Source organism: Shewanella frigidimarina NCIMB 400, from assembly GCF_000014705.1.
In the GTDB taxonomy this organism is placed as follows: Bacteria; Pseudomonadota; Gammaproteobacteria; order Enterobacterales; family Shewanellaceae; genus Shewanella; species Shewanella frigidimarina.
The window spans coordinates 1,791,793-1,816,577 of sequence record NC_008345.1 but is presented as its reverse complement, the minus strand read 5'-3'; the positions used below and the strand labels follow the sequence as shown (position 1 = coordinate 1,816,577).

Sequence of the window (24,785 nt, the reverse complement as noted above, 5' to 3'; positions counted from 1 at the left end):
TCTTTGAACTATCACTCCAGTAAAAACGCTTTTTATGGGTAATATTTTGCCTAAAATGGGATTCGTTTGCTTAAGTGAGTCAATTTTGGCAGCATTGGTTATTATAGCTCAATCGTTTTGATTGCGACTTGCCACTCATTCGGAATTCTTTATGCATTATCATATTCATGCGGTCGACCCTAAAGCTCATTTATTTGAAGTTACCTTTACGCTAAAAAATGCCAATCCATCTCAGATTTTCTCTTTACCAGCATGGTTACCTGGCAGCTACATGATCCGTGATTTCGCCAAAAACATTATTGAAATTGATGCCAAAGAAAACCAACAAACATTGTCGGTGACTCAACTAGATAAACAAACATGGCAATTGAATAACCAAGGTAGTCACATTAGCTTGTGCTACCAAATTTATGCATGGGATTTGTCTGTTCGCACTGCACACCTTGACACTAACCATGGCTTTTTTAATGGCAGCAGTGTATTTCTTGCAGCAAATAGTCTTGAGTATCAACCGCATACCGTTACTATTGCCAAACCTGCACTTGCAGAATTAGCTCATTGGACGCTAGCCACCAGCATGACTAGAGCCTCTGGTGAACAATTCAGCTTTGGTGAGTTTAGTGCTGAAAACTACGATGACTTAATTGATCATCCCGTTGAAATGGGTGAACTAACCATCGAAACATTTCATGCAGCCAGTGTTCCACACGATATCGTTCTCAGTGGCAAACACAGAGCCAATATGGTTCGATTGGCCAAAGATTTAAAAGCAATATGCGAATACCAAATTGACTTATTTGGCACTCCAGCGCCCTTTAAGCGTTATGTGTTCATGACCACGGTTTTGGACAATGGTTTTGGTGGCTTAGAGCATAAAGCATCAACCGCCTTAATGTGCTCTCGCAACGACTTACCTTTGTCACTAGATACGCCAGTGGATAAAGGTTATCGCACTTATTTATCCCTGTGCAGCCATGAATATTTCCATTCATGGAACGTTAAACGGATTAAACCTGCTGAGTTTACACCGTTTGACTTATCACAAGAGTCTTATACCTCTCAATTGTGGGCGTACGAAGGTATCACGTCATATTACGATGATTTAATTACCTTTAAATCACAGTGTATTGATGAGAAAGGTTACCTTACTTTACTCAGTCAAATTATGACTCGAGTATACCGAGGCGAAGGTCGCTTTAAACAAACCTTAAAGCAATCAAGTTTTAATGCTTGGACTAAGTTTTATAAGCAAGATGAAAATGCCGCCAATGCCATCGTCAGCTATTATACCAAAGGCGCATTATTTGCCTTGTATGTAGACTTAACCATCCGTATTGAAACCCAAGGAAAACATAGCCTTGATGATGTTATGCGTCAACTTTGGCAACAATATGGTTTAACGGGTGTTGGTACTGAATCGTCAAGCCATCAACAGATTGTTGAAACGCTATTAAATCGTCCTTGTGACGATATCTTTACTTATCTCGATAACACAGACGATTTGCCGCTAAAAGAATTACTGGCTCAAGTGGGTGTAGACATGAGTTTACGGGCCAGTGAAGGTACAACTGATTTGGGTGGTGCTGAAGCCACTGGTTATAAAATTGGTTTTGGCGCTAAAACAAAAGTTGAATCATTAGGGTTAAAAATTCTAACGGTTAGCCAACACAGTCCTGCACATCAAGCGGGATTAAGTGCGGGTGATTTATTGATTGCGGCAGACAACTTGCAGGTAACGAGTCAATTTGAACAACAACTGCAAAGTCGAACCCTTGGCGAACAAATCACTTTACACTGGTTTAGACGAGATGAATTGATGCAAGGAACATTAACGACTAGTGAAGCGGCTTTAGACACGATTTCGCTTAGCATCAACGATGCGACTAAAACACAATTGTGGCTTGGTTAATACGGATAAACAATTCACCGATTTGAGAGTTAATCTGCTGAATATTTTCAATATTGTTCACAAACCGCAATCAAAACTGTAAATAAAAAAAGATATCAATTTGATATCCTTTTTTATTTACCTTCTCTATTAATATACAAATGTATCAATACGACTAGCTTTGCTTAATCCGTTCTAATACTTGATTTTCAGTATGTGCTTCTAACCAATATTTTTGTAATGTTGGGTTTTTTACTCCAGATGCTGCATCAAGTAAATTCCAAGCTCGTTTCCAAATACCGTCAGCAATCATATGCACCACCGCACTTTCTATCGCCGCGGCAATACACAAACTCACAGGTTCATTTGAGGTATAACCCACTTCTGATTCTAATAATTCTTGCGCATCAATAAATTTAAATACACCAGCAGTAATTTCTTTTGAAATAACGGCCTTAGTGGTTGTCACACTGCTTAATAATCGACCGGTACGGATATCAACCGCACGTAAGTTAACCGTTATGCTATCGACACGGTATTGACCCGATACGCCGATTCCCAAATAACGAGCGCCTGCGCCACCGGTTTTAATATTGGTGTCGTAAGCTACTATGCCACCTTCCATCAAAATTTGAGCACTGTTTAATTGTGGCAACTTACTCGCGTCACCATTGAGTCCTGCACGAACAATTTTTCGTTCTGTCAGTAAATTTTGCAACCCTTCACGCTCAACAGGCACAAACCAAGCAGAATCATTGAGCGCTTGAGCTAAGAAAGCGGTTCCAGACTGAGGTACAGCGGTTGAAAAGTTACTCGAAGGTATCGGCTTGTATTGGCCCGTTTGATCACGGAAATCATACACTGCAGCCACCATACTTCCTTGGGGAGATGGTAAACTCACTAAATCGTAATAAGTCTCGCCTTTTGGCATTAAACTCGTGGTTGCTTCAATACCGTCGAATTCACTTTCTATCGATGAACACGCGCTCAAAGATAAAATAAATAAGCTAAGCACTAGTCTTTTCATGATTAGCCCCCTGTTGTTGTGCCGACAATACCACCAACTTCGATGATGGTCGTCTCGCCGGTTAATAAATCAGTGATGTGAACCAGTAACGATCCATCTTCATTGACCACATTTATCTCAAAGTCATCGGTTTTTAAATAACCTTCACCACCATTTGCAGCATCATTAAACAATTGACTCATTAAGCGTGACTGTAATGAACTTGCAAGCCTGTCAAGCGCTGTAGGGGCTACATAGGAGGAGCCACCTTGATGTTCATTTTGCGCTGACGCATTCGCCAGTAAATAACTACCATTAAGGTAACTCCCCCCAAAAGCAGGATTAACTGGGGTATATACCAGTTGCGTCGCGGCTAAGGGAAAACTAAATGATGTTATTGATAAGATTAATAATAATTTTTTCATATGCATTCCCTGCTAAAACTCATCAGGAGCAAGATCGGGGTCTGAAAATGCCGCCCATTTTGCCTGTTGTTGATATTGCAACAAGGAAGCATTTACCCGCTTTGCTGCCATGTTCGCTTGTGCATCAATATTTCGCGATGCTGGGGATAAAAACGTCACAAAAACCGGCTTGCGATTATGCAACACTAAAATTTTACTACCACTTCTTGCTGTGGCTTGCTCTACAACAGTGAGCCCCGAGTGGTTGCTCATGCCATTGATATCACGATAAGCGCTAACAAATTCTCTATAAAAACGGTGGCCAAATCTTGTCATGGCTCTATTTAAGATTAACCCATCAATTAAATCAGCTTCACGCTTAGGTTTTGCATCACTGACACTCACTACAGGTTCAGTTGAATGCAATAAATTCTCTTGAGCTTTTGAAGCTGAGGATTCTGGAATAACTTCATCTGTGGTGGGCGCAATATTAGCTTTAGTAAACTCTGGAACATTAACGTCAACATCTTTACGATCATCAGCAATAGCATCACTTAACAAAACTGCCTGACTAGCCATCAGACAAAGGAGTATCACTGATGGATATTTCACACTCTCACCTCATGCATATGAGTTTGCGCCCAAGCAATGGCTTGACCACGACTAGACACACCAATTTTTCGAAACGCACGATAGAGATGCGTTTTAATGGTGGATTCACTGACAAATAGTTGATTAGCGATATCGAGATTTGTGCTGCCAGACAACAACGTTTGTAATACCTCACGTTCACGAATGGTCAGTTGTTCACTGTCATCGTCATGGTTAACACTCATTAACGATTGATAGAGATCTTGAGGGATTACACTACGGCCTTTTAGTATTTCATTTAAACCGCTACTAACATCAGCTAAATTAGCATTGGTATAGAAGACACCTGTTGTGGTCGATGGATGAATTAAAAATTTTGCATCAACTTGTTTAGGGAAATTTAGAAAAACGGTACGAATACCACAATATTCACGTTCAATAACGCGTTGTAGTTGATATGCTTGCTGAAGATCAATTGTTGCTAAATCGAAAACCACCATTGAGTTGGTTTGTGTGGAAAGTAACTTAGACATATTACCTGGCTGAGCCTTAGTTAATTTAACCAAAAACTCTTGTGGCCAGCGAGAATCAAGTAAATCGATTAACAACTGCGAACGCGATACGATCATCCAATTTTCAACTTTAAACATTCCTAACACTCCATGTGGTATGAATAAACTCTGGTATGAAAAAGCAATCATATTGATACTAAGTCCGTATCAATGTTCATAAGTTTAGCAAGTGGATTACCGTATAACAATTAGTCAAAAGGGTGCTTGCGCACCCTTCATTATACTTTTGTACTACATCCCTTGAACAACAGTAACTGAGTTACCGTTGCCAATTGAAGTTACATTAGCCGTATTACTCGCATCAGTTTGAGTAATTGATACCATGTTGTTACCCGCACCATTAACAAAAACATCTGCATTATGTAATGTACCAGTTTGAGAAATCATAATATCATTATCAGTACCTAACCAAGACTCTGCGATAGCAGTATTTAGATCCCCAGTTTGGTCGATATCTACTTCTGATGAAAAGTCTGATGAATCAGCATAAGCTTTGTTTTCATTACCGATTTGATCGATGGTAATTACGTTTTCAGCGCCATATGTTCCAGCGCCTACATTAGGACCATAATAATTATTTGTTCCTGGCAAATTACCAACATAGTTATTATTACCTTCTTGATTAATCGTAACAGTGCTATCACCGCCTAGTTCAGTTGAGGCGCCAGCATAGTTCTCGTTACCAGTTTGATAAATGAATACATCATTATCATGGCTATCTGTTCCTTGTTCAACAATTGCAGTATTGTCACTACCAATTTGTTCGACTAATGCGCTATCACCTAAACCGTCCTGCATAACCGTTGCTAAATTACCCATTCCAGAGGCTGAACCACTTTGAGTAACAGTTGCATTGTTATCCACATTAGTTTGGTCAACATTTGCTACGTTGTCATATTCAGACTGGGTAATGGTTGACATATGGTCCGAACCGACTTGAGCGATAGTCGCAGAATTGCTAAAACCACTTTGATAGACTAAACCAGTATTTAAGGTGTTACCACTTTGACTTACAGAAGCGTAACCATCCTGGCCTGATTGACTTACATAAGCAGTATCATTATCACCTTGTTGATCAACATCAGCTTCGTTGTTTTCACCAGTTTGATAAACATCTGCTTGATTGTCATTACCGTTTTGATAAACATCAGCAAGATTTGATAAAGCTGTTTGTTCAATATAACCGGTATTATCATTGCCTGTTTGTGTCAACGTTGCGACAGTATCATCAACACCGGGTGCACTCCCATTTTCATCTGTCTTTTGATAAATTTCCCCTGAATTTCCAGCGCCATTTTGAGATAAATACGCTTCAGCGGCATCGGAGTCTGATTGAGTAATTAAAGCATTATTCCCAGGCCCAGCTTCCTGAGTAATAATTGCCGTAGCATAATCAGACCATATATTGTCGATTTCAGCCTTGTCCCCTGAACCAAATTGATTAATCGCTGAGTCAGAACCATCACCATTGTATTGTGATATTACGGCTTCATTTGAACCACCTCTTTGAGTGATCGTAGCTTCTGCTTCATCCCCATTGTTAAATTCTTGCTCTATTGTTGCATCGTTTTCGTTACCCCTTGTATCAATAATTGCTGTAGCTGTTTGAGTGGCATTATGCTGCGTAATTGTCCCCTCATTACCCTCACCTTTTTGAGTAACAAACGCATGAGTATTTGAAGTATCTGATTGTTTTACTGTAGCAACGTTTGAAGTGCCATCTTGATCGATAGTTGCATCGTTATTGTCACTACCTACTTGCTGTGTGACATTAGCAGTATTACTTGCACCATTTTGGACGACATCGACTACATTATTGTCGCTTGCATAAGCCCCTGCTGAAGTAAATATCGCTGCTGAGATTAATAACGCTAATTTAGAATGTTTCATCTTCGTATTTCCCTTTACTCTTAGTTAGATAAGCTTCCCTGGGTCACAACAACATGTTGTGATACACCCCATTGGGTCACACTTACAGCATTTCCGGAGCCGTACTGCTGGATCCAAATCGCATTTTCACTACCTGTCTGATTGATAATGGCTAAATTGTCCGTTCCAATTTGACCAACATCGGCCATCAGGCTAGAACCAAATTGGTTAAGTAAAACAACATTATTAAAACCAGCTTGTAGTATATTGGCTTCAATATCATTTCCTGACTGATTTGCAATGGCATAATTATTTGTGCCCTGCTGTGTAGTGAGAGTTTGATTATTAAAGCCAGATTGAGTTGAAATAAAATGGTTGTTACTACCAAGTTGATTGATATTAACCAACATATCATCGCCAAATTGATTTACATTAGCTTGATTACCAATCGTAGCTAACTCATCAATATCGCTAATATCTTGGCTAACACAAGGAGATGAGGATATGAACAATGCAAAAGTTAACACCCCTGCTTTTGCCGTTAAGCGATAATTATTTTTACGCTTTTTCAAGGTCATGCTTCCTGCCCCTTGTGCGATGTTGGTGACAATTTAACTAAAAATTGAATAAATCATCAATCATCGCTGTGCCATTGATAGTGTCAATATTATGGCGCCTTACAATTGAGCACGAATCAACCCACAGTATTAAACCGCGATAGACCTTAAGACTAAATGACCTACCACCCCCTACCTTTGTACTATTAAAATAAAAAATAATCATTAAATAACAGCAACTTAACTCTCACCAATGACTATTTTTAATTGATAAATCTGTTGAGGACGGGTAAAAATATTTATCAAAAATTGGTATAAAGCTAACGAGTAACTCATCTATTTCAAGCAATGATTAAACATAGAAACAACATGATAGAGGTCATTTAAGTAGAACCCACTTCCATGAATAATCCATTAGATCGGTTTCTGGTTTTGCATGATTGACACGCCAACGGGCTAACTTTGATCGTTCAACAAATTTTCTTGAGCTGTTGAGACAATTGATTTTGGTGTCACATTATCGGTTGTTGGTGCAATTTCCACTTTGTAAACGTAGGGCCTTGATATCTGTTGTTAAATATTGAGCTTGCAAAACTATCAGCGAATGTATCTATTACGACTTCAAAAAATGCCAATCTTAAAAATATCAAAGTGAGATTTTTAAGATTGGCACAATATCTTTAATTACTAATGTGTAAATAAAGAGGGTGTTTGCACACCCTTTTTATTTTTTCGCTACATGCCTTGAGTAATCGTCACTGTATTACCAAACCCTATGCTGCTTACAACTGCTGAGTTATTCATATCGGTTTGGGTAACATAAACCACATTGCTGCCATCTCCCTCTAAATCGCCAGAGACATATACATCAGCAAAATGATTGCCACCGGTTTGGTCAATATCAATTTCGTTAGCTACGCCCCACTCAGATTGAGCATATGCTTCGTTATGATGTCCAGACTGGTCTATATCAATAATTGATGTATCAGCAGCATCGGCATAGGCCTTGTTATGATGGCCATCTTGGTCAACAGTAACGATATTATTCGCTCCCCACGTTCCTGCACCGATCCCTTCACCATAAAAGTTGCTGCCATTGGGTTTGCTATTAACTTCATTATGATGCCCAGTTTGATTTACTGTAACGGTACTTAATCCGCCATCATCAGTTGAACCACCTGCATAGTTATGATGACCCGACTGGGTGATTGTAATTGTGTTGTCAAAACTATACTCACCTTGAAGCACTACAGCTTCATTTGAAAAACCGGCTTGTACAATCGTAGCGGTATCATTCATACCTTCTTGGTCAACAGTAGCATTGTTACCAGTACCTGAATTACCGTTACCATTGCCATTCCCAAGAGTTAACGCACTTTGAGTCACCGTCGCAGTGTTTCCTTCATTAGACTGATTGACGGTTGCAACATGATCAAAGTCCATTTGCGTTACCGTTGCCGTTTGATTTAAACCGTATTGGTTAACTTGAGCGTCATGGTTACTGCCAGCTTGAGTCACATGTGCATCATTAGATTCACCATTTTGATATACATCAGCCATGTTAGATAAACCAGTTTGTTCAACTAAACCAATGTTACCATTACCGACTTGCTCTAATGTTGCGACCGTATCATCACTACCCGAACCGCCATAATTCTGATTATTTTGTAATATATCACCGTCATTATTTGAACCAGTTTGGGTTAATGTGGCACTGGCAGCATCTGACGCTTCCTGTTGAATATAAGCATTATTGTTGGAGTTACCTGATTGATTAATGGTTGCATCTGCATAATCTGACCAATGGTTATAAACTTCAGCGGTATCCTCGCTGCCAGTTTGATTAACCGTAGACTGTGCACCGTCACCGTTATTTTGAGTGATGGTTGCTAGGTTACCGCTGCCATTTTGATTAACAGTCGCTTGAGCATTTTCACCATTATAAAATTCTTGTGCGACATCTGCTTTGTTACCATCACCAACTGATTTAACCGATGCGCTAGCTGTGCTTGTTGCATTATGTTGGTCAATCAAAGATGTATTATCATTTCCCTCTTGATTTGATGAGGCTTGGGAGTTTGCCGTTTCAGCCTGTAAAATAGTTGAAAGATTATTATTGCCAAGTTGCTCAATAGTTGCACTATTAGCAACACTATTGCTTTGTTGAACAACCACTGCGGTATTTAACTCTCCTTCTTGACTAACATCGGCTTCGTTACCACCTGCATACGCTCCAGCTGAGGTCAATAAAGCTGCTGAGATTAATAAAGCTAATTTAGAATATTTCATCTTTGTATTTCCCTTCATTTGGTTGAATTAAACAACTCAAATTAATTACTTTGAGTCACGCTAACGTTTTGCATTGTTCCCCATTGAAGAATACCAACAGCACTTCCATAACCATTCTGTTGAATCATAATGGTGTTATTACTTCCAGTCTGATGAATAATCGCTAAGTTTTGTGTTCCAATTTGACTCACATCCGTTAGCAAATTGCTTCCTACTTGACTGGTAATCACTCGATTACCAAACCCTGATTGATAGATACTAGCTTCAATATCAGCCCCGGACTGAAATGCCGTTACCCCATTGAACATGCCTTGTTGATGAGTAAAGATTTGATTGTTGTAGCCAAGTTGATTTGAATTGAACTGATTGTTGAACCCGCTTTGATTTAAATTAATGGATAGTTCATCACCAAGTTGAGTGACATTGACTGCATTATTAATACCTATAGCAAGTTCATTTATATCACTCAAATCATGTTGGCCAAGGCTAGGAAAAGACATAATACACAGGAAAATAGCAAGAACCCCAGTTGTTGCATTAAGGTAATATTGATGTACACGCTCGTTCAAGGTCATATTCATGTCCCCGGGTTATTAAACGTATAGAACATTCTATTTATGTCGCTTAATAACTTTTACATTCATTGTTTTGATATTGTGGCTCTGCCATATAACGTTCGAATCAACCTTGAGTATTAAACCAATATAGACCTATAGGTTATTTTATTTTCACACCCAGACTTAATTGCGACAACCAAGCTAATAAATTGATCTAAATCAATTTTATGTTAGTTTTTTAAAATAAAAAACAAATAACACGTACAACATTGAGTTTTCATTTATTTAAATGGATTTGTTACTTCTTAAAATAATTGATGTTATTTTATTTATTTTTATATAGGCGGATGGTTGATATAAGAAGTGCTATTTAAACAAATAACACTCTAATATAGATAGGGTTATTAATAATCATTTCGATGTGCAAAATCATTACATAAAAAATAAGTAACTTTTAACAAGTTAATTTACTTACACACATTAACTTATTACTTATTTTTAAGCTTTATGTTTAAAAAACACTTTCATAATCAATTATTCAATAAAGAAGCCACTAAACATAAGAACAACGCGATTGAAATCACTTGCCAAAAACGCACAGGGTTACGGGCGATAAGAGGAACAAAATCTTTTACTGTTTGATTAGCTTTGGCGGTAGTTAATTGATGAATAAGCTCACAGGTGTCTGCTTGGCGTAGATTAGGATCAATATTAAGGGCTTTTTTTAATGCGTTATCCATCCACTCTGGCACCATTGGGTTTAATTGGTGCACACTAATGTAGTCTAAACGTTGATAATCCTGCCGCGTTCGACATTTCTCAAGTTTGCCTTTAAAGGGCAATTGTCCTGCCAACATCTCAAAAGCAATCACAGCAAGCGAAAACAAATCGGCACGGCCATCGGCTTGATAACCCAAGATAACTTCAGGAGCGGTGTAATCGGCTGTACCCAAAATACGATCTCGAGTTAACGGACTACTAATTTCTGCTACGCCTTTAATATAACAAGAACCAAAATCGATGATTTTAACTACCCCTTCTCGGGTGATAAAAATATTATCCGGTTTCAAATCTTGATGCAGCGTTTCACGCCGATGAAAGGCTCTGATCCCTAATTCAATTTGTTTTAGCAGTAATAAAACCTCTTCTACTGGGGCTTTTTTATGTTGGGTTAACCATTCACCTAGGCTTATTCCCGATAAAAATTCAGTAACATAGTACAAAGCAGACTTTATTTTTTGCAGTTCGACAACCTTAACCACATGAGTACTGTTGATACGTTGTCCTATCCAGCTTTCTAACATAAAACGTTCTATGTAAGCGGCATCATCAATGTAATTAACTGAAGGGGTTTTCATACAAAAAGCTTCGCCTTGGTCATTGACGACTCGATAAACCTGGCTGCGTTGTGATTGATGAAGTGTATGGGTTACCTGATAACCGTCTAACTTCATTCCAACGCTCAATGGTGGTGGAAACGGTTGACTCGACAAGCTTTGGTAAACATCATCGATAGCTTGTTTCGGCAACTGGCTAACACTTAATAACTGCGAACTGAGGTTATCTTTACTGCCTAAATCAAACGCCTTTTTGTTTAACATTAAGCAAAATTGCTCACACAAATCATCACTAAGCGTTGAATGTTGCTGACAAAGAACCGTCAGTTTTTGGTGTATTTCAAATTCAGTGAGTACGTCATGTACGCCATCGGTAGTCATTAAATACACATCATCGACTTCTACCGATAAGGTTTTGTAATCAACATCTAAGTTAACGTCCATCCCTAATGCGCGAGTGAGGTATTGGTTTGATGAATTGATATTCGTGCTGTGGTCGTGGGTTAATTGCAGTAATTCTCCGTGCCTAAAGCGATAAATTCGCGAATCCCCCACGTGCAACATGTGTACAGAACAAGACTTAAATACCAGTGCACTAAAAGTACATACAAAGCCACGCCTTGCATCACGATAATCTTGTCCTAATCCGTACAACCAACGATTCAAAGCCGTTAATACTTTGGAACTCGATGTTTGCACACCCCAGCTTTCAGGGGTGGAATAGTAATCCGCAAGAAAGTTACTCACACTAATGGCTGAAGCATGCGCACCGCCTTCAGCTGTACTGACGCCATCGCTGATAACACTTACGACACCTTTGGTTATCAGTGCTAAGCCAGATGGAATACGAATACCGATGGCATCTTCATTTTGTGATTTACGGCCTTTTTCTGTTGCTTGACCGACAACCAGTTGCAAGGTTGTAGCGAAGGGCAATGCCGCTTCGGTATTTGGGTTAACTAACGCTACAACCTCAGATGCCATATCGATCCCTACATACGTTTTATTGCTAAAGCTCAAACAAGGTTTGAGCCTTCAGTTTAACTTACGCTGATTAACGTAACTTCGCCATGTTCATTGACTTCAGCAATATGCCCTTTGGGTTCATTCATAAAGAACAGAGTAATAAAACCAAATACGGCACTTACTGCAATCACATAAAAGAAGATTTGAGTAGACACGATGGAATATACGGTTAAGAAAAACACTGCGCCGACATTACCATAAGCCCCTGTCATACCAGCAATTTGCCCTGTTAAACGACGCTTGATCAGCGGCACTGCAGCAAACACAGCACCTTCGCCACCTTGAACAAAGAATGAGCATGCCATAACGACTGCTACAGCCAAAGGCAATGACCATGACGAGTCAATTTGTGCCACCGATAAATAACCAATAGCTAACCCTGCAGTTAATATTAACAAGGTCGTTTTACGACCAAATTTATCACTTAACCAGCCACCGCCAGGACGAGACATTAAGTTCATAAAGGCATAGCTTGATGCCAACATACCGGCTTGTGCCATGCCAAGCTCGAACGTTTCGGCAAAAAAGAGTGGCAACATAGATACCACGGCAAGCTCAGAGCCAAAGGTAGTGAAATACAACACATTCAAAACAGCAACTTGCTTAAACTGATAGCGTTCAAACTCAGGCACTTCCATTGAAAACAAGTGCTTGTTCACTTGGTACGTTTGGTAAAAATCGAACAAAAACACCACCACCAACCCAAGATAGATAAGGTAAGTTGCATCTTGAGTAAACATACTCACACCAGCAGGAGACAGTTTCCAACCTAACAACGCTAACGTGGCATACATAGGTACCTTCATAACGATCAGTAACACATAGTCACTTTTGCTGGTGACTTCTAAGCCGCCACCCTTTTTAGGTTTAAAGTAAGTCGAACCTTTTGGGGTATCAGTCACATTGAAGTAATACACAAACGCAAACAACAAACTCATTAAACCGGTAATACCAATCGCATAGCGCCATCCGTCAGGGCCACCAAAAGCAAGTGCAACGGCCGGTAAAGTAAAGGCTGCTGCAGCTGAACCAAAGTTACCCCATCCGCCATATATGCCTTCAGCTGTACCTAACTCTTTAGCCGGAAACCATTCACTCACCATACGGATACCAACCACAAAACCAGCACCAATAAAACCAATCAGAAATCGGGCTAACGCTAACTGCTCAAAGGTGTCGGCTACCGCGAACATAAAGCAAGGAATTGAACAGATCCCTAGTAAGGCAGAATAAGTAATCCTTGGACCATATTTGTCGGTCACCATACCAATGATAATCCGCGCAGGGATCGTTAGAGCTACGTTGAGGATCAGCAGTGTTTTAATTTGAGCTGTAGTCAGCCCTAAACTGTCAGCAATAACACTCACTAATGGGGCAGCGTTAAACCACACCACAAAAGTGATAAAAAATGCCATCCAACTTAAATGCATGATTTTCATCTTGCCGCGAAAAGAAAACAGATTAAATTTGTCAGCACTCATAACGGCTCCTTTATGACTGAGCCAAGACAAACACATTGCCTTGCTCAGTTTTAATGTCGAATGGTTTAACCACTAAATCAGCATGTTCAATACAACGTCCGTTATCTAAACGGTAATGTTGTTTATAAAGCGGTGAAGCGACACAAAGCTCTCCATCGATTTCACAAATAAGTCCCCTTGCCAGCAAACTCACACCACTGGCAGGGTCAACGTTATCAAGGGCAAATAAACCGTCATCCCCTAAATTAAAAATGGCAACGGCCCGCCCTGCTACCCAAGCAGCTATTCCTGTGCCTTTTGGCATGCTTGCTTCATTACACACATTTATCCAATTCATGCTAATTCCTCCACTGCGAGTTGTGCTGCATCGTCTGTAATATCTTTAATCGCTATTGTTCCTGCCCCTGCGTCTTTAATACTCGGAAAACGTTGCTCACGAATTCGCTGGTAAGCACTGGTATCAGCTTCTGGCGCATCACTTGGATTAACAAACTCATTAAAGCGCGCCAGAAAGGCCGGTTGTTCAAGGCTGGTTTTCCACTCACATTGGTATGTGGCGGCAATATGGTCCATCTGCTGCTCTAAGATCGAGTTAATCCCCAACGCATCGTCAATAACGACTGATTTTAAATATGCTAGACCACCTTCTAATGAATCCATCCAGGTCGAGGTACGCTGCAATTTGTCTGCGGTTTTGACATAAAACATCAAAATGCGATCGATGTATTTATAGAGGTCTTGAGTTGATAAGTCGGTGGCAAATAAATCACCGTGGCGTGGACGCATGCCGCCATTGCCAGCCACATATAAGTTCCAACCTTTGTCGGTTGCGATAATGCCGATGTCTTTACTTTGTGCTTCAGCACATTCACGAGTACAGCCCGACACCGCAAATTTTAATTTATGTGGACTGCGTAAGCCTTTGTAGCGGTTCTCTAAATCAATCGCGAAACCAACTGCATCTTGTACACCGTAACGGCACCAAGTACTGCCAACACAGGATTTTACCGTGCGCAGTGACTTACCGTAGGCATGACCCGTTTCAAAACCGGCATCAATGAGTTTTTTCCAAATTTCGGGTAGCTGCGATAAGGTTGCACCAAACATATCAATGCGTTGGCCACCCGTTATCTTGGTATAGAGGTCATATTCTTGAGCAATTTGGCCCATGGCGATAAGTTTAGTTGGGGTGATTTCACCACCAGCGACTCGCGGCACAATAGAGTAAGTGCCATCTTTTTGGATGTTGCCTAAGTAAGCATCATTGGTGTCTTGCAATTGCACATGACCCAAATTTTGATCCAGCACATAATGATTTTGTAGGCTGGCAAATATGGACGCGGCTGCAGGTTTGCAAATATCACAGCCATATGCGTGGCCACTGGCTGAAGGTTTGCCATGCAGAGTGATTAAGGTATTAAAATCATTTATGCCTTCGACTTGGCATAAGTGATACAAGGCTTGTCGGTCATGATCAAAATGGGCACAAATCCCAGCATTAAAGTCGAGCCCTGCAGCTTGTAAGGTTTGATCAATAATTTTTTGAACTAACGGTGCACAACCACCACAACCCGATGCTGCACGAGTACATGATTTGATTTCAGCCATTTTATGATTGCCGGCGGTCACGGCTTCAACAATGTCGCCCTTGGTCACTTGATGACAAGAACACACAATAGAAGTGTCTTTTAAATCGGCTTCGTTTTCAGCACCTGCTAGCAATAACTCAACCGCAGAACCTTCGATCTCGTCTTGAGACAAATAGCTATCGAGCAAGCGACTGTAATCGCTGTTATCACCAATTAACACCGCCCCTTTCAAAAATTTACCAGTTTCGTCTAACCATAATTTTTTATAAATACCCGCATGGTTATCAGATAACTCAACAAACTGGGCGTTATCAAAACCTCGGCTAGCACCAATAGCAACCACATCAACACCCAGTAATTTAAGCTTGGTGCTCATGTCTGCACCAGTGAATGACTGCGACACGCTATTAGAGGTTAAAGAGGCAATGTGCGAAGCCACAACACGGGCCATTTGGTAACCCGGAGCCACTAAACCAAATATTTTTTGTTGCCATAACGCACACTCACCAATGGCGTAAACATCTGGCGCTGAGGTTAAGCAGTAATCATCAATTTCAATGCCGCCACGTTCACCAATACTGATATTGGAAATACGTGCTAATGAATCTTGTGGACGAATACCGGCAGAAAACACAATCATGTCAGTTTCAAGATAAGACTCATCATTAAAGGTCATTCGATGCATTGCCGTTTCACCGTCAATAATCGCAGTGGTGGCTTTTGAAGTATGTACACTCACGCCGAGCTGTTCGATTTTACTGCACAGTAATTCACCGGCTTTATCATTTAGCTGAACGGGCATCAGTTGAGGCGCAAACTCTACAACGTGAGTTTTTACCCCAAGCTGCATCATGGCATTGGCGGCTTCTAAGCCTAATAGTCCTCCACCAACCACCACCCCAACTTGGCTGTTTTGGGCTGCGGCTTGAATCGCCTCAAGATCTTCAATGGTGCGATACACCAAGCACTGAGCGCGATCGTTACCCTGTATCGGTGGTACAAACGGAAATGATCCCGTTGCAAGTACTAAACGGGTATAAGAATAATGGTCACCTTGCGCGCTGGTCACCGTTTTGGCGGCAATATCAATTGCCGTAATAGGTGTATTCAAGTGAAGCGTAATGCCCCAATCTTGATAATCTTGCGCACTGGTTAACATCAATGGATCCGCGCTACCGGTCTCAAAATATTTTGACAGCTGCACTCGGTCATAAGCTGGACGCGGCTCTTCGCCAAACACGTGTACGTCAAACGTTTTATTGAGTCCTAAACTACACAATTGCTCAATAAAATGATGACCAACCATGCCATTACCAACGACCACTAACTTGGGTTTTGAGACTGCCATATCCAACTCCTTCATACCTTGGACCGTAAAACGCAAAATGGCGCCAACTCCGCTTAAAGAGTTGGCGCCATTGCCAGTTACAATCCCGATTTTTTAAATTTTACTGTTTGAATCTAAATGGATTAAAACCATTAGCGACATTCAGTATCATACTGTGATGTTGCAGACTCTATGCCAACAAATAAAAAACTATAACTATCTGATTCATATTAAATTAAAACTCAACAACCTTTACATTATGACGATAACATGTCCACTTTAGGGATAACCGCACCAACATGAGGCGCACCATCCTTGCTCATTGCTATAGTGACTGGTGACACCTGACTTTTTTGTGGACTAGCCACTGCAATAATTTGTGCCGACATTTGTGCCAAAGACAACCCTTTTTGCATCGCTTGTTGTTGAATAATCTGATGTGCTTTGGTTTCATCAAATCCTTGCGCCATAACAATTAATTTTGCTTGGCTAAGCAATTTTATACTGCGAATTTCATCATCCAACCTCTTAAATTCGGCTAGCGTTTTACTGGCTGCATCAAAACGTGCTTGAGCCAAACTAATAACACTGGTTAAGCGGTTAACGCTTAATATTTCGGGAATAAAAGTAATGCGACCACAATCAAGTAACTCGGTTAATGCTGTCTGCTGCCATGTTTTGGCATTGACAACTATTACCATAGGCTTGCTTGTTAATGTACGTTGGATTAGTGCTTGGATTTGAGCGTGCAATGTGTCGGTTAATATCAGCAAGGTATCAAATGTTTGTTGGTGTAATCGTTGCTCAACTTGGCTTACAGAAGTCAGCACAGTGACATGTCCAAACGCAGCCAAACAAGCCTGATACTGTACAACTTCACAATCGACTACTGGAACGGCCGAGAAACTCGAGTCACAAAATATTAAACTGCGCATAACAACTCCCTGTTCCGCCATTGTTTTAGTGGACAATCTGTACTATTAAAACGGTTTGTCCAACATTGTTGGCTTAAATTAACTGCTTGTTCTGTTGTAATAATTGCAGTTGTATTGGGTTCCGTCATAGCTGATTTACGGCTCAGTAATAACAATACTGCAGCCAACGTTGCCGTCATACTGCTAAGCGCTTGCTCAATCATGGTGCGTGACATTAATGTTGTCAGCGCATCTGCAGAAAAAGGTTCTTGTTCGCGCCATAGAAGCGCAAGAATATCGCTAGACAATTCAGCTTGGCCCACTTTTGCACCAGAAAAGCCTTCTAATAACGTAGGGATAGATAAGCTCGATACCGCTATATTATCTGTCTGTCCGTTGACGACAGTTATCGTGGTAGCCACTCTTGGATTACACTCGGTTTCACCTTGTAAACCTTTAAAAATAGCCACACTGCCGGCGTGATATTCGCTTTTCTCAAATAAAATTTCGCATATTCCTTGGTGTACCGTATCTAACCCAGGGTGAAAATAACTGCGGAGGCTTATTGGTGCATTAGTTGGGTTCATGCAACGCGCTGCGGTTTGAATCAAACTGCGTAGACCTAATTCTTGATGTAATTGACGACACTCATCTAACACTGGGGCTAAATCACCGGCGCATACGTAAACAATGTTATCTGAATGCAACGCCGCTTTGGCCATTTGCGGTGTAGTACAACACGCAATATTAAGCGACGCTAAACATGATTCAACATGGCGGCGATGAGGTAGAGCTTGGCTGTCACCGTGTAACATCACTCGAACACCCTGTTTTGCTAATAACTTAGCGACGAGTAAAAGCCAAGGTAACTGCTCGCGCTTGCCCGCATACACAGGCCAGTCGATATCGACCTCAAGCGAATGCCAATCTTTGTCTACAGTGCGACGTAAACCGGCCACCATGCCTGATATTTCTTCAGTCGTTTCACCGCGCACGCGCATGAGCATCATGGCACTAGCCATTTGTGCGCGCGTTGCTTTTCCTTTAGCAAAACCTTCAAGCAGCAAACATGCCTCGTCAAACGTTAATGCACGAGAGCCTTTTTCGCCCTTACCTAATGCTTTTATCAACAAACGAAAGTCAAACTCATCCACGGATGTCAGCGTTAACTCACCCATTTTAGGCATATAAAGCCTCGTACCCATATTCTAATGGGGGTTGTGTTGCAGCTACATCAATATCGGCAAGCAAAGCATTCAGCTGTTGACCAACAGACACCACGTCACCAATGATGATTAACGTCGGCCCAGAGTCTTTAATGGTTAACGCGGCATCGGCCATAGAAGCGACTGTGGCATAAGTAACAATTTGATTCGGTCTTCCACCATTGGTAACAAATGCTACCGGCAGATTAGCGCCACATTGAGTATCGAGTAACCCAATTGAAATGCTTGCAGCTTGTTCTTTACCCATATAAAACACTAACGTAGATTGCGCCGCTAACAATGCTTGCCACTGAGTTGGAGCATTGGCATTATCGGCATCGGTCATTTTGGTGCCGGTGATCAGCGTGACACTACGGGCCATACCACGATACGTTAATGGAATGCCGGTACTTGATGCACAACCTAACGCTGCGGTAACACCTGGAATAAATTGCGAACGGATACCATTTTGTGCAAGGTAAAGCGCTTCTTCTGAACCTCTACCAAAAATATGCGGATCGCCGCCCTTTAAGCGCACCACTTTTAATCCTTGCTGCGCCAATGTCAGTAATAATTCATTAATATCGTCTTGCTTTTTACTCGGCTGACCACAGCGTTTACCCACAAAGTGACGCTGACAACTCGGGGTTACTAACGTCAAAATGTCACGACTCACCAGGCTGTCAAACACCAACGCTTCAGCTTGTGCCACTATTCTAGCGGCCTTAAGTGTCATTAACTCTAATTGACCACAACCCGCACCAACAATAGCCACATCACCCGCGTGTAATTCATTTGCGGCATGCCCTAAAGCATTTATAGATTGATGACCTTTTATCATTGCTTCTACTGTTTTCATTAGGCTACGTCCTCTGCTACTGATGGTTGATGGTCAATGTCGGAATAAGATTCGCAATAAGATAAGGCATCTTTCCAACTCTGCTTGGCACACTGCTTAACTTCACTATGACAACTGCCACATTGACGGCCGCAACCGAGTAATAACTGGGTGCTATCTAACGCCTGCTCAAAACTGATATTCGCTAAACCGTCACTCATCACTTGGTCGTTAAATTGTTGATTGATTTCGTCGTTAATGTTCGCTTCGGTTACCCCTGTACAAGCGCAGATTAACGGACTATTTCCGGCTTTTATTTGCTGATGTAGCTGTTTAATTAACTGTTTATCGACAGGCTTACCAATAAAATCATTCATCTGATATAGGGCCACATTCACTTGAGTATGAGACAATACTTTTAATGCCTTAAGTAATCCTTTATCCATATTACATTGGATATATAAAGGCTGGCCAACTACCGTTAAAGTCCACTTAAGTGAATGCACAGTCGCTTGATACGCAAAGCCGTCGTCGGTATCAGTAAAACCGATGTGATGACACACTCCGTTCTCTAGCGTTTGTGCAACTTGCCAACATAGCCCGTGAGCAGAAGAGTAGTGTTGACCAAAAACCACCCCTTGCAGCGCAAGTTCAACAGGGGTTAATGTCACGGGTTGACACTTAAACCCAGGTTGTTTTGATATTGGGTCGACACGTGCATCTAATGCTTGATTCACGCCTTTTGTCAGCGAAAACTGTGCAGACCAATGCATTGACATCAAAGCCATATTTGTCGGTATGTCATCATCGACAACAGCGCGAGCCATCGTGAATGAGGCGTGGGTAAAAAGGTCGGGGTTAGCGGTCTCTGTGGAGTATTGTTCAATTTGATTTTGAATAGCTTCAATGCGGACCAAGCCACCTTCTGTTAACGACAATGCACTGAGTTGTGATGAATGCAGGTGAACGACAGGCTCAGGAATACTGGCTCGTAAGCTAGCAATATGTCCGGTGCGAGTCATGGTATGCCACTGATCTCGGCTTCGGCCAGTGTTTAATAACAAGGTGTTACTCGGTAATGATTGTTGCGGAACACTAACAACCGCAGGCGTAACAAACTGCGCTTTACCCGTCGCGGTAGCAAATTCACCTAGGCCGAAAACACGCACGTTTTGTTGACCAATTTGAGTTGCCGAAGCAATAGGCCATTGCGTCGGTGCTAGTGCATCATATTGCGCTTTGGATAACTCTGTTAGCCCAGTGAGATCAAACACCTTAGTTGGAAAAACCTGTTTAACCTTCGCCGATAAGGCTGCAAACTCGCTAAATATGCTGGCATTGTCATCAAACTCAAAACCATCAAAGCCCATTTTCTTAGCTACTTGGCTAACGGCCCACCAATCTGGTTTAGCTTGCCCTTTGGCAGTGATAAAGCCACGTTGACGCGTAATAGTGCGCTCACTATTAGTGACGGTACCGCACTTTTCTGACCAGCCTTGAGCTGGGAGTAATACATCAGCAAGTTTGGCGGTATCAGAATCAGGACTGATTTCAGACACCACCACAAAAGGACAATCGGCTAATGCTTGTGCTATTTTTTCACTGTTGGGTAAAGACACCACAGGATTGGTACCCATAATCCAAATCGCTTTGATTTTACCTTCGGCAAGGGCATCAAACATCTCAACTGCAACCAATCCTTTTTGATCCGCAATACTATCAACTTTCCAAAAATCAGCTAATAACTGCTGCTCCGGTTGTGAAAAACCCATATGGCATGCTAACTGAGTGGCCAACCCACCAACCTCACGACCGCCCATGGCATTAGGCTGCCCTGTTAACGAAAAAAAACCACAACCAGCTTGACCAATGTGCCCTAACGCGAGGTGGCAGTTAATCATCGCATTGGTTGCATCGGTGCCAATGGTTGACTGATTAACCCCCTGACAAGATGCCGTAAGTACTTTTTTATTGTTGGCTACAAGTTGATAGAATTGCGTCAGCTGAGTGACTGAAACACCGACTTGCGTGGCAAGATCGGCTAAATTGGCACTTAATTGTTGCGCCTGCAAAACCACAGTATCAAAGCCTTCTGTATGTGCGGCAATATACGCGTGGTCGACACGATTTTGATCTGCTAGGTAACCGAGTAAGCCATGAAATAATGTTAAATCAGCGCCCGGTTTAATGGCTAAATGTAAGTCTGCTTGTTTTGCTGTGGCTGTTGATAACGGGTCGATTACCACTAACTGAGCATTATTGGCTTTTATTGCGGCTAAAATTCTTTGAAAAAGAACGGGATGAGTCCAAGCGGTATTGGCCCCTACAAGCACTATCACATCAGCTTGCTCTAGATCGTCGTAACATCCAGGAACTACATCTTCACCAAAGGCACGCTGCATTGCGCTCACCGCTGACGACATACATAAGCGTGAGTTAGTATCGACGTTAGCCGTTTTTAAAAAGCCTTTAGCAAACTTGTTGGCAACATAATAATCTTCAGTGAGTAATTGGCCAGAAAGATACAGTGCGACTGAATCTGGACCATGTTCTGCAATGGTTTTCGCAAAGGTATCAGCAATTAAGGTGCTCGCCTTGTCCCAATCAAGTGGCATACCAGAACGAAGTTTAGGGTAACGCAGTACATTGGGTTGGGCTAAACTGTCGAGTAAGCGTTCACCTTTGGCACATAAATGACCGTAATTAGCTGGATGCTTGTTGTCACCGACTAGTATTAAATCTGCAGCATCGACATCGGTCCAATTCGGTTTATTTGAAGACACGCTAACACCGCATCCGACACCACAATAAGCACAACTTGATTGGACCACTGACATACATCTACCCTTTCACTTTGACTATCTCATGGGTAAGGTACTGCGAAAGCTGTGCCAGAAAATTAACTCACTGATTTATAATAGAAATGGATATTTAGATAAATAAAGCATTACAACATTTGCGCAACAAAAGTGCATTGACTGCGCTGTTATGTAGCGCATCTAATTGAAATCAAAAGACTTTAAATACCTATAAAGAGGTATAAAAATAAAAGTGAGATGTATACTCTTGAGGAATAAAAACAAAAATACCGACATTATGTCGGTATTTTCAAGCTATCTAAGATAACTTATTTTGCAGTACGGCCATCATCGTGGCATGTATCACATGTTGGCTTTTCGCCTACTTTTGCTTCATGTGGCGCATGACAATCAGCACACATAAGTAACCCATCATGTGGCTTATGGTTATCATCCATTTCAGCTAGTGAACCATGACAACTTTGACATTGTTCAAATTCATAAGCGCCATCTTTTGATGGTTCACCATCAGCGTGACAGTTTTCACAGCCACCCATTTCAACGTGAAACTCTGCGAGGGTCTCATCAGCAGCAAATGATGCAGAAGACATCATCATTACCGCGAAACCAGCCGCAAACAATGCACTTAGTAGTTTATTGCTCACTATTCATTCCTCCAATTTAGTGTGTGTCCGCATTCTTTTATCTGACGCGGATCATCACACTGCAACACGACACTTTGCTTAAGGGTTATTCAACAACTTTGTTTATAAACCGTTTATCAAAGATTTATAAACAATCTCAAATTAACTGACAATATAAACGTAGTTAATCAATCCACTTTAAGCAAAATTAATTTAGATTAAGTAATAATAGCAGCGATAATTAGATGAAGATGTGCGCTATATCATGTAACTCGATGGTTTTTAGTCAATAAATCATCTTAAGAGCAGAAACAAGCTAATACAGCAAAGGCTAATGTATTGGCTTATAGCCAATAAAAAAGCCCCAATCGATATTGGGGCTACATTTACACATATAACAACTTAGTGTTTATATTAACTGCGAGACTTTTCTAAGCGAGCAAGTAAACTAGAAGTATCCCAGCGATTACCTTTCATTGCTTGAACTTCAGAATAAAATTGATCAACTAATGCGGCTACCGGTAAATGGCTACCATTACGACGGGCTTCATCTAATGCAATACCCAAATCTTTACGCATCCAATCGATAGCAAAACCAAAATCATATTGACCTTGCCACATCGTTTTATAGCGATTTTCCATCTGCCAGCTTTGTGCCGCGCCTTTGCTGATCACTTCAATCACTTTTAAGCCATCTAAACCAGCACTTTTAGCAAAATGAAGTCCCTCTGCGAGGCCTTGCACTACACCAGCAATACAAATTTGGTTAACCATTTTAGTCAACTGCCCCGCCCCAACTGGCCCTAACAATTCAGCGCAGCGGCTGTATGCCGATATGACGGGTTTAACAGTATCAAAATGAGCTTGGTCACCACCCATCATCACCGTTAACGCACCATTTTCGGCACCGGCTTGACCACCTGAAACTGGCGCGTCTAAGAATGCGATGTTAAGTGGCTCAATGTACGCGGCAATTTCACGTGCAACATCTGCTGAAGCGGTTGTATGGTCAACTAAAATAGCACCAGCATGCATACCATGCACAATCCCATGTTCACCTAATACTACTTGACGTAAGTCATCATCATTACCCACACAGGTAAAAACGATGTCTTGGCCTTGGGCGGCATCTTTTGGTGTATCAGCCTTCTTACCACCATATTGTTCAACCCACTGAGTCGCTTTAGCCCCGGTACGGTTATAAACAGTAACGTCATGACCCTGTTTAACCAAATGTCCCGCCATCGGGAACCCCATAACGCCTAAACCAATAAATGCTACCTTGGCCATGATTTCCCCTTATTTATTCAACTGAAGGTTTAACGTGAGCTTCCATTTCGGCACCGATACGTTTACGCATATCCATCAATCTCAATGCACTATCACGTAAGCGAACATCATCAGCGGTGGCTGGTATCCACTCTGGAACCGATGTAGGATGTCCTTCATCGTCTACTGCTACCATAATAACAATACAGTGGGTTGTCAGATGACGTTCAGATTCTTTAGGATCGCCTGCTTTTACATCAATGGCAATGTGCATAGACGTTGTACCGGTATAAATAACTTTGCCAGTCACTTCGACAATATTACCCACATGGATAGGCTTAACAAATCGAATGCCGCCAGCATAAACAGTAATACAATATTTACCGCTCCAGCCTGCTGCTGCTGCATAAGCGGCTAAATCGATCCATTTCATTACTGCACCGCCGTGAACCTTACCGCCAAAATTGACATCTGCAGGTTCTGCCAGAAAACGTAATGTAAGTTGTCTATCTTTACCGGCCATAATAGATCCTATTAAATAAGTTTCATTACTTATCAGTCTACGCTAAATCATCATTTAACGGGAATTGATAAATACTAATGTGACAAAAAAACAAATAAAAA

Annotated in this window: 20 protein-coding genes; 1 reads left to right on the top strand and 19 read right to left on the bottom strand. The window is 41.4% G+C overall.

The window, feature by feature from the left end; all coding sequences use genetic code 11:
• Positions 1 to 151 precede the first annotated feature (151 nt).
• Entirely contained in the window at positions 152 to 1,909 is a 1,758-nt protein-coding gene (locus SFRI_RS07820; RefSeq protein ID WP_011636992.1) for a M61 family metallopeptidase, read from the top strand.
• A 154-nt stretch (positions 1,910 to 2,063) separates the two neighbouring features.
• Here SFRI_RS07820 and SFRI_RS07815 read toward each other — a convergent pair whose 3' ends face one another.
• From SFRI_RS07815 to SFRI_RS07725, 19 genes are all read right to left on the bottom strand, one after another.
• Positions 2,064 to 2,915, bottom strand: a complete 852-nt coding sequence (locus tag SFRI_RS07815; RefSeq protein WP_011636991.1) for a CsgG/HfaB family protein — start codon at positions 2,913 to 2,915, stop codon at positions 2,064 to 2,066.
• A gap of 2 nt (positions 2,916 to 2,917) precedes the next feature.
• On the bottom strand, positions 2,918 to 3,319 hold the full coding sequence (locus SFRI_RS07810; protein ID WP_011636990.1) for a curli assembly protein CsgF: 402 nt from the start codon (positions 3,317 to 3,319) through the stop codon (positions 2,918 to 2,920).
• Positions 3,320 to 3,331: 12 nt separating this feature from the next.
• On the bottom strand, positions 3,332 to 3,910 hold the full coding sequence (locus SFRI_RS07805) for a curli production assembly/transport protein CsgE (RefSeq protein WP_244262860.1): 579 nt from the start codon (positions 3,908 to 3,910) through the stop codon (positions 3,332 to 3,334).
• The gene (locus tag SFRI_RS07800) at positions 3,907 to 4,539 is read right to left on the bottom strand and encodes a LuxR C-terminal-related transcriptional regulator (protein ID WP_011636988.1); all 633 of its coding nucleotides are present in this window, start codon (positions 4,537 to 4,539) and stop codon (positions 3,907 to 3,909) included. Before SFRI_RS07800 ends, SFRI_RS07805 begins: the two co-directional genes overlap by 4 nt.
• Before the next feature lie 153 nt (positions 4,540 to 4,692).
• On the bottom strand, positions 4,693 to 6,351 hold the full coding sequence (locus SFRI_RS07795) for a curlin-associated protein (RefSeq protein WP_011636987.1): 1,659 nt from the start codon (positions 6,349 to 6,351) through the stop codon (positions 4,693 to 4,695).
• 20 nt (positions 6,352 to 6,371) lie between these two features.
• A complete protein-coding gene (locus SFRI_RS07790) occupies positions 6,372 to 6,908 on the bottom strand; it encodes a curlin-associated protein (RefSeq protein WP_011636986.1) in 537 nt (178 codons plus the stop codon).
• Between the two features lie 714 nt (positions 6,909 to 7,622).
• Positions 7,623 to 9,176, bottom strand: a complete 1,554-nt coding sequence (locus SFRI_RS07785) for a curlin-associated protein (RefSeq protein ID WP_011636985.1) — start codon at positions 9,174 to 9,176, stop codon at positions 7,623 to 7,625.
• Positions 9,177 to 9,217: 41 nt separating this feature from the next.
• Complete coding sequence (locus tag SFRI_RS07780) at positions 9,218 to 9,751, bottom strand: curlin-associated protein (protein ID WP_011636984.1); 534 nt, start codon at positions 9,749 to 9,751, stop codon at positions 9,218 to 9,220.
• 512 nt (positions 9,752 to 10,263) lie between these two features.
• The gene (locus tag SFRI_RS07775) at positions 10,264 to 12,054 is read right to left on the bottom strand and encodes a bifunctional protein-serine/threonine kinase/phosphatase (RefSeq protein WP_011636983.1); all 1,791 of its coding nucleotides are present in this window, start codon (positions 12,052 to 12,054) and stop codon (positions 10,264 to 10,266) included.
• Positions 12,055 to 12,110: 56 nt separating this feature from the next.
• Entirely contained in the window at positions 12,111 to 13,577 is a 1,467-nt protein-coding gene (locus SFRI_RS07770) for a NarK family nitrate/nitrite MFS transporter (RefSeq protein WP_011636982.1), read from the bottom strand.
• A 10-nt stretch (positions 13,578 to 13,587) separates the two neighbouring features.
• A complete protein-coding gene (gene nirD, locus SFRI_RS07765; protein ID WP_011636981.1) occupies positions 13,588 to 13,914 on the bottom strand; it encodes a nitrite reductase small subunit NirD in 327 nt (108 codons plus the stop codon).
• The gene (nirB, locus tag SFRI_RS07760; RefSeq protein ID WP_011636980.1) at positions 13,911 to 16,514 is read right to left on the bottom strand and encodes a nitrite reductase large subunit NirB; all 2,604 of its coding nucleotides are present in this window, start codon (positions 16,512 to 16,514) and stop codon (positions 13,911 to 13,913) included. The genes nirD and nirB overlap by 4 nt, the downstream gene beginning before the upstream one ends.
• A 236-nt stretch (positions 16,515 to 16,750) precedes the next feature.
• Positions 16,751 to 17,428, bottom strand: a complete 678-nt coding sequence (locus tag SFRI_RS07755) for an ANTAR domain-containing response regulator (protein WP_011636979.1) — start codon at positions 17,426 to 17,428, stop codon at positions 16,751 to 16,753.
• Positions 17,416 to 18,594, bottom strand: coding sequence for a glycosyl transferase family protein (locus SFRI_RS07750; protein ID WP_011636978.1), 1,179 nt, complete (start codon positions 18,592 to 18,594; stop codon positions 17,416 to 17,418). Before SFRI_RS07750 ends, SFRI_RS07755 begins: the two co-directional genes overlap by 13 nt.
• Positions 18,587 to 19,471, bottom strand: a complete 885-nt coding sequence (gene cobA, locus SFRI_RS07745; protein WP_011636977.1) for a uroporphyrinogen-III C-methyltransferase — start codon at positions 19,469 to 19,471, stop codon at positions 18,587 to 18,589. The genes SFRI_RS07750 and cobA overlap by 8 nt, the downstream gene beginning before the upstream one ends.
• Positions 19,471 to 22,287: a nitrate reductase gene (locus tag SFRI_RS07740; protein ID WP_011636976.1), complete on the bottom strand. Its 2,817-nt coding sequence runs from the start codon at positions 22,285 to 22,287 to the stop codon at positions 19,471 to 19,473. Before SFRI_RS07740 ends, cobA begins: the two co-directional genes overlap by 1 nt.
• A 290-nt stretch (positions 22,288 to 22,577) precedes the next feature.
• Positions 22,578 to 22,913 (bottom strand): tetraheme c-type cytochrome CctA, encoded by a 336-nt coding sequence (gene cctA, locus SFRI_RS07735; RefSeq protein WP_011636975.1) that lies wholly within the window; start codon positions 22,911 to 22,913, stop codon positions 22,578 to 22,580.
• 393 nt (positions 22,914 to 23,306) lie between these two features.
• Positions 23,307 to 24,182, bottom strand: a complete 876-nt coding sequence (locus tag SFRI_RS07730; RefSeq protein ID WP_011636974.1) for an NAD(P)-dependent oxidoreductase — start codon at positions 24,180 to 24,182, stop codon at positions 23,307 to 23,309.
• A gap of 13 nt (positions 24,183 to 24,195) precedes the next feature.
• Positions 24,196 to 24,684, bottom strand: a complete 489-nt coding sequence (locus tag SFRI_RS07725; RefSeq protein ID WP_011636973.1) for an acyl-CoA thioesterase — start codon at positions 24,682 to 24,684, stop codon at positions 24,196 to 24,198.
• Positions 24,685 to 24,785 lie beyond the last annotated feature (101 nt).

Bases quoted from the DNA above. Each gene is read 5' to 3' on its own strand.
- SFRI_RS07740 (WP_011636976.1), bottom strand. From the start codon at position 22,287: ATGTCAGTGGTCCAATCAAGTTGTGCTTATTGTGGTGTCGGATGCGGT.
- SFRI_RS07730 (WP_011636974.1), bottom strand. From the start codon at position 24,182: ATGGCCAAGGTAGCATTTATTGGTTTAGGCGTTATGGGGTTCCCGATG.
- SFRI_RS07790 (WP_011636986.1), bottom strand. From the start codon at position 6,908: ATGACCTTGAAAAAGCGTAAAAATAATTATCGCTTAACGGCAAAAGCA.
- SFRI_RS07775 (WP_011636983.1), bottom strand. From the start codon at position 12,054: ATGGCATCTGAGGTTGTAGCGTTAGTTAACCCAAATACCGAAGCGGCA.
- SFRI_RS07800 (WP_011636988.1), bottom strand. From the start codon at position 4,539: ATGTTTAAAGTTGAAAATTGGATGATCGTATCGCGTTCGCAGTTGTTA.
- SFRI_RS07810 (WP_011636990.1), bottom strand. From the start codon at position 3,319: ATGAAAAAATTATTATTAATCTTATCAATAACATCATTTAGTTTTCCC.
- nirD (WP_011636981.1), bottom strand. From the start codon at position 13,914: ATGAATTGGATAAATGTGTGTAATGAAGCAAGCATGCCAAAAGGCACA.
- SFRI_RS07795 (WP_011636987.1), bottom strand. From the start codon at position 6,351: ATGAAACATTCTAAATTAGCGTTATTAATCTCAGCAGCGATATTTACT.
- SFRI_RS07820 (WP_011636992.1), top strand. From the start codon at position 152: ATGCATTATCATATTCATGCGGTCGACCCTAAAGCTCATTTATTTGAA.
- cobA (WP_011636977.1), bottom strand. From the start codon at position 19,471: ATGAAAACAGTAGAAGCAATGATAAAAGGTCATCAATCTATAAATGCT.
- SFRI_RS07815 (WP_011636991.1), bottom strand. From the start codon at position 2,915: ATGAAAAGACTAGTGCTTAGCTTATTTATTTTATCTTTGAGCGCGTGT.
- SFRI_RS07755 (WP_011636979.1), bottom strand. From the start codon at position 17,428: ATGCGCAGTTTAATATTTTGTGACTCGAGTTTCTCGGCCGTTCCAGTA.
- SFRI_RS07770 (WP_011636982.1), bottom strand. From the start codon at position 13,577: ATGAGTGCTGACAAATTTAATCTGTTTTCTTTTCGCGGCAAGATGAAA.
- SFRI_RS07780 (WP_011636984.1), bottom strand. From the start codon at position 9,751: ATGACCTTGAACGAGCGTGTACATCAATATTACCTTAATGCAACAACT.
- SFRI_RS07785 (WP_011636985.1), bottom strand. From the start codon at position 9,176: ATGAAATATTCTAAATTAGCTTTATTAATCTCAGCAGCTTTATTGACC.
- SFRI_RS07750 (WP_011636978.1), bottom strand. From the start codon at position 18,594: ATGCCTAAAATGGGTGAGTTAACGCTGACATCCGTGGATGAGTTTGAC.
- SFRI_RS07725 (WP_011636973.1), bottom strand. From the start codon at position 24,684: ATGGCCGGTAAAGATAGACAACTTACATTACGTTTTCTGGCAGAACCT.
- nirB (WP_011636980.1), bottom strand. From the start codon at position 16,514: ATGGCAGTCTCAAAACCCAAGTTAGTGGTCGTTGGTAATGGCATGGTT.